The 747-nt window shown below is 52.6% G+C and carries 2 protein-coding genes; both read left to right on the top strand.

From position 1 onward, the window contains the following. On the top strand, nt 1–185 hold a 185-nt coding region (locus ACFS7Z_RS27320), incomplete at its 5' end, for a hypothetical protein (protein WP_377492691.1). 77 nt (nt 186–262) lie between these two features. Next, the coding region (locus ACFS7Z_RS27315) for a hypothetical protein (protein ID WP_377492688.1) at nt 263–747 on the top strand (485 nt) is incomplete at its 3' end.

Genomic DNA, 747 nt, shown 5'->3' with positions numbered 1-747 from the left:
ATACCAGCGAGTTTGGAACTGGCTTTGCCGACAGCGGCTGGTTTGGCAACTGGGATACGGACCGAAACAGCATGCTGGGGGAAAGGGAATACACCGATGGGGTGTTCGGCCTGTGGGACAACAACGCTGACAGTATGCTGGACGATAATGAGTTCGGGTTCTACAACACCTACTTCGGCGACTAGAAAAGGATTTTACAACTGAGAGTGCCTTTCCAGGGTGCTCTCCTTACTTTATAGATAAACCATAACGAAAAGAAGATATGAAAAGGAACAATATGAACATGCTCAAGGGAATCAGAAACGGCCTGTGCTTTCTGCTGGTAGCCGGCATGGTGGCCTGTACCGGTGAAAACACCACCGGGGTGGAGGAAGCCGAAGTAGCCGAAGCAGAAGGCAGTATAGGCGAAACAGAGGAAGTTGTCTCTGATACCTGGGACAACAATGAGTTCAACTCCACCTTCGCCTCCACCAACTACTATGAGGACTGGGACACCAATGATGACAACCTGCTGGAGCAGAACGAGTACAACGCCGGCCTGTATGACACCTGGGACGTCAACAACGACAACCGCCTGGATGAGAATGAGTGGAACACCGCCTCAAACGACTGGGGGCTGGAGAATGAGACCTGGTCTGAGTGGGATACCGGCGGTGACGGCGCTTTAGATGAGAACGAGTTTGCGACAGGCCTGGGAGACAACAGCTGGTTCGGCGACTGGGACACGGATGATGATAACATGCTGGG

Source organism: Pontibacter toksunensis, assembly GCF_042686245.1.
In the GTDB taxonomy this organism is placed as follows: Bacteria; Bacteroidota; Bacteroidia; order Cytophagales; family Hymenobacteraceae; genus Pontibacter; species Pontibacter toksunensis.
This window is presented reverse-complemented; position numbering and strand designations above follow the sequence as displayed.